Below are 5,132 nucleotides of genomic sequence, written 5' to 3'. Positions count from 1 at the left end.
GATCCCCCTGGTCACCCAGCTACTACGCGACACACTACGGCGACCGATCATGACCAACACCCACCCGAAACACGCCGTCGCACTCGGCGCCGCCATGCTCAGCTCCGACACCCACACCGCACGCGGCGTCCCAGCACCCCGACGACCCGCACCCGACACGCCGACCACCACGACAGTCCGCACCAGCGCTCCACCCACGGCGACCAAACATGACAGCGGCGCGCCCGCCGCCGCAGCAGCCCCAGCCGCAGCCCCAGCCCCAGCCGCAGCCCCAGCCGCAGCCGCAGCCATGGGCGCGCCGGCCCCCAAGGCGAAGCGCGGCGCGAAGCAACGGGCGCAGCCGCCGGCCAAGCCGACACAGCCGGTCAGCGGCCCTGCCGGAGACCCCCGCCCGGCGGCCGTGCCGCCCCCGGCGCGGCGGCGGTGGTCACGGCTCGCGAACGCGCGCGTCGTCGTCGCGCTGGTCGCGGTCATCGGCCTGCTGGGCGTAGCGCTCGTGTTCGGGACCGACGCCCCGAGCGACCGGCCCGAGGTGTCCAGCGCGACGTCCGGGGCCGACATCCCGGGCGACCGGCCGCAGGCGCCCAGCGCAACGCCCGAAATCAACACCCCGAGCGGTCGGCCGATGCTCGAACTGGAGGACGTCCAGATACAGAAACCGTCGAAGCTGTCTACGGTCCGCACCGCGGAAGTAGGTACCAAGCATTTCGTCGACCGGCCGCCCGTCTTCACCGGCCTTCCCGACCCGCTCACCGGAGCAGTGCTGATCCCCGGCGCCAGCGACGACAAGCGACTGACCTCCCCGGCGGACTACCTGGTCTTCGATGTCGCACGCGACGCCACCGTGTACGCCGCCTTCGACAGACGCGGAGCACCAGAGGTGGACAACTGGTGGCCGGCGTGGCTGAAGCAGCAGGGCTTCAAGCGCACTGACATGATCATCCCGACCAACGACAAGGACCAGCGCCACTTCGTCGTGTTCGCCAAGAAGGTGCCGGCGGGACGCGTCACGCTCGGACCGAACGCGGCGACAAGCGTGTACTCCACCGGCTACATCACGCTCGTAGCCGCTGATGAATGATGGTTTCGTGACAAGATGATCGTTCCGGCGCTCCGTCATGGAACGGCTGATCCAGCACAGAGGTTGATCGCGGTGGCGCCGATGCGTAGCAGCCCGCCAGGCGTGGTTTGCAGGTAGCGGTGCAGGCCGGGTTTGGTGGAGATCACCTCGCGTAGCTCGGCGTGTCTGGTCGGGTTGAGCTTGTCCGAGCCGCCAATCTTGTCGGCGAGTTGGGGTCAGCCGTTTCACGCAGGCGGCGTCGCGTTGGGCGCTCCGGGGTTGATGCAGATCACGAACCGGTCGCCGGTGCCGATGTTGACCTCTTTGACCTGCGGTTTCACTCCCGCGAGCCGACCATATCGACGCGAATCACGGGACGTAGGTCTCGGGACTGAAATGAACTGACCCACGGACCGGGGCCTGGCCGTGTTGGGAGTATGAGGGCACTCCAGATCACGAAGCCGTGGCGCGTTCCGGTTCACCGACAGCAGGCATGGCCGGCAGATTCTGTCGCTGATTCGCGAGGCGTGCGGCAGCCGCCCCATGGCCTTCACCCAGTCGACGGTCAGCCGCCACTGCCCGACCTGTTGGAGGTACCGGTGCCGGATGCGATGAGGGACTTCCTGGTCGCGTGGACGCCCGAGCAGCTCGCCACCCGGGCGGACGAGGCGATCGATGTCCTTGCCGAGGCGACAGGCTATGGCCCGGCGATGCGGGAAGGCAGCCGTCGGCAGCTGGTCGAGCACCTGACCATGCCCGGGTTCCGAGCGGTGGCCATTCTGGGGCCGCTGGCCGACATCGTCGGGTTCGGCTACGGCTATCTGTGTCGGCCTGGCCAGCGGTGGCGGGACTGGGCGGCCGGTGCGATGCCGGTCGTCGCCGATCGCAGGCGGTGGCTCGACGACGCCTGCACCGTAACCGAGCTACAGGTCCGCCCGGCCTGCCAGGGCAGAGGGCTGGGTGAGGCAATGCTACGCGGCATGCTGTCATCGGCCGGGACGCGGACGGCAGTGCTGTCGACGGCGGAGACGGCCGAGGCGCGGTCGCGGGCGTGGCGGCTGTATCGGCGGATGGGATTCCGTGACGTGCGCCGCGGGCTGCGCTGTCCCGGCGATCCGCGTGCGTTCGCCATCCTCGGCCGCGATCTGCCGTGACGGGACGGTTCGGTGGGGTCACGGCGGATCGCGGTACGTGGCCGGCGGCGAGGAGATAGCGCAATGCTGAGGTACCGGACCGTGCTGCTCGCCGAAGCTCTGTTCGCGTCGGCGCTACAGCCGTCGCAGCATCCCGATCGCCAGCAGGTGCGCCGGGCGATCGCCGGCGAACTCGTGCACCGCCGGGTCTCCGGCCGCGTATCCGAGGTCGCGTACGAGTTCGGTGAGCATCCGGAAGAAGCCGCAGAGCGCATGCGGTGGGCGCTGCGGACGGTTGCCGACTGCGGTGACTGGGGCTATGCCCGGCTGGCGGTGCTCCGCGGCCGTGGACCGCGCCGCCGATCATCGACAGAAACCTTTCATATCAACTTCGCCACGGATTGATCCATGCACGGCCTGCGGTACGTGCACACAGGGACGCGAAGGGGCGCGGCGGCGCGCCGAGATGCCGGACCCCGAAACAATCCCTTCCATCAGTGGAGTGACTGACGTGAACAGATCCCTTCGAAGGCTGCTCGCCCTGGCGGGCGGCATGCTGCTCGGCATGCTCGCGGCGCTGGTGGCGGCGAGCCCCGCTGCAGCGCATCACACCCGGGTCAGCGGGGCCGCGGTGTGCCAGCCGGACGGCAGCTATGAGATCACCTGGCAGGTAAACAACGGCAGTTGGGAGAACAGATACGCTCAGATCACCAAGCTCGTCGCGCGACCGCAGCAGCCGATCGACGGCATCAAGGTGGGCAGCGCGATCAGCGCCGAGACCGACGGCAACGGTCCGAAAGGTGTCGTAACCGGTGTGCAGCGGGTGCCGGGCACGACGACGAGTGCCACCCTGACGGTGTCGGCGACCTGGTTCGAGCGCAACGGCGACCGCACCGGCATCTCCAGCACCGACTCCGGCACCGCCGTAGGCCTCAGGGGGACGTGCAGGGAGACACCGCAATGCGTCGGCATGGCACAGGCCACATACAAACATACGTTCGACGGTGCGAAGGGCCGGGCGACGATCGAGCTCGCCGGTGACCTGCCCCTGTGCAAGGATCAGAAGCAGGAGTTCCTCCTTGTCTCCTACTTCGCGCCGAGCGCCAAGGCGAGTTGGCCGCAATACGCGCACGACCACCACGTCGCAGCGATCGACGCCAAGCACCGTAAGGTCGAGCTGAAGGTCGACGTGCCGAAGTGCTACACCCAAGTCGACCTCGTCTGGGGCGGCAAGAACGAGCTGATCACGCCGATGGTGGCGAAGGGCAAGCGCTACGGCGACAAGAAGCTGGGCAGCAAGGGCAAGCCCGGCAACCGCTCCGCCGGCCCGCTCGGCGCCTACAACGGCGGTGCCGTGTCCTGCGCACAGCCGAAGGCCACCTTCGTGCCGGCCTGCGACGGGTCGGTCACCGTCCATCTCAGCGGCGGCCACTATCCGGTGAAGTTCCGGGTCACCGCGACCGGTGTGGACCGTGCCGTCGAGGTGCCCGCGGGAAAGTCGGTGAAGTTGCAGCTGCCGGCGGGCACGGGCCCGATCGTCGTAGCCGAGCGGGGCAAGGAAGTGGCTCGTTATCTCTGGTCGCGGCCGTCGACCTGCGGGCTGCCCACGATGTCCACCGAGTCGACCTGCACCGAGCTGAAGGTGACCATCACCCATCCGGGTCAGGGGATGCCGCCGATGGAGGCGGTCGCCAGCTATGGAACGCAGGACAGGAAGGTCACGGCCTCCGACGGGGGATCGGAGACGGTCGTCTTCGCCGCCGGACGAAAGCGCGTCGTCAGCGTGGTGTTTCCCGGCTACGACTACAAGCTGATCGGTGAGTATGAGGACCCGGGCACCTGCGAGAAGCTGCCGACGACAGGTGCGATGACCGCCCGGATCGGCCTCATCGGGGTCCTGATGGTCGCCTTCGGGGCGGCCCTGGTCATCTTCGTTCGCCGCAGAAGGGCGTCGACGGACGGGCGCTAGTCAGTGCGTGTCCACCACGTTCGCCAGGTGGCCGGTGGTGGTTGCGGATCCTCGCCTTGGGAGCGAGCGCCCCCACCGACAACTGGAGAGGTGAACCTCCGCGCGGACCAACTGTTCCTTGAGCCGCCTGTGGTGGGCGGCGGAGGCCACGTCGGGACTGGCCGGCACCGGGGTAGGTGCCGGCCAGTCCCGACGGTGCGCGATGACCGGCCGCCCCCCATCCGTAGTTCCTACGATGACCGCACCCGAGCCGAGGGCCAAGAACACAACGCCCGCCGCGCAGTCACCGCCGCCGGGGCCTGGGTGATGCAGCCGTTCACGCTGATGTCGTCCAAACCAGGCCGACGAGGCGGTCGCGGGCGTCCACAGCGATCTGTTTGAGCTGGGCGGACACCCGGAGGCGAATTCACTCGACACGACCATCCGGGCGATCCCACCGAGCAGCAGTTGCTCGACGACGACGGATCGTGGTGGCCGAACGACCTGACTGTTCTCCACACGACCGGCTGCGCCGGCGTTCCACGCCCGACAGCAGTCCTGCCACGAACCGCGCCACCGCCCGCGGCTCCGTCCGCACGAACCGGTCCGCGACACGCGTCACTGCCTCATCCAGGATGCCCGCCCGCCGACAGGGATACGCCGCCGCATTCGGGTGTCACAAGATCGTCGGTGTTGACATCGGGAGGCGAGCCATGGACGTTGCCGTAGCCGACGACGGCGCGCTGTTTCGAGGAGGGCTCTCCGACCGCGCGTCGGGCGGCGTTGGGCTGGGTGAGCAGGTCGGCCCCACGACCGCATCGTGCCGATCCGCGTCTGTCCCGGGCAACGCGGGTCCACCCAGGCTAGGGCGTGTCTTGTGGATCTTCGAGGGCGGATCCGGTAGATAGATTGGCGTGTCGCGACGGCATGAACTGACCGATGACGAGTGGGCGCTGCTGGCGCCGTTGCTGCCAGCGGACCCGTCGCGTGG

At 68.8% G+C, this 5,132-nt stretch carries 4 protein-coding genes; all 4 read left to right on the top strand.

What is annotated here, in order from left to right; all coding sequences use genetic code 11:
- Nucleotides 1–289 precede the first annotated feature (289 nt).
- The 4 genes from ABGB16_RS33035 (at nt 290) to ABGB16_RS33020 (ending at nt 4,162) form a co-directional block, all read left to right on the top strand.
- Complete coding sequence (locus ABGB16_RS33035) at nt 290–1,081, top strand: hypothetical protein (RefSeq protein ID WP_347671984.1); 792 nt, start codon at nt 290–292, stop codon at nt 1,079–1,081.
- A gap of 590 nt (nt 1,082–1,671) precedes the next feature.
- Nucleotides 1,672–2,214: a GNAT family N-acetyltransferase gene (locus ABGB16_RS33030; protein ID WP_347671983.1), complete on the top strand. Its 543-nt coding sequence runs from the start codon at nt 1,672–1,674 to the stop codon at nt 2,212–2,214.
- A gap of 81 nt (nt 2,215–2,295) precedes the next feature.
- Nucleotides 2,296–2,598: a hypothetical protein gene (locus ABGB16_RS33025; protein ID WP_347671982.1), complete on the top strand. Its 303-nt coding sequence runs from the start codon at nt 2,296–2,298 to the stop codon at nt 2,596–2,598.
- Between the two features lie 97 nt (nt 2,599–2,695).
- Nucleotides 2,696–4,162, top strand: coding sequence for a cell wall anchor protein (locus tag ABGB16_RS33020; RefSeq protein ID WP_347671981.1), 1,467 nt, complete (start codon nt 2,696–2,698; stop codon nt 4,160–4,162).
- Nucleotides 4,163–5,132: the final 970 nt, after the last annotated feature.

This window comes from Micromonospora sp. B11E3, from assembly GCF_039871625.1.
GTDB lineage: Bacteria > Actinomycetota > Actinomycetes > Mycobacteriales > Micromonosporaceae > Micromonospora.
Note: the sequence above shows the minus strand (reverse complement) of the source record. Positions and strands in the feature narration are given on the sequence as shown.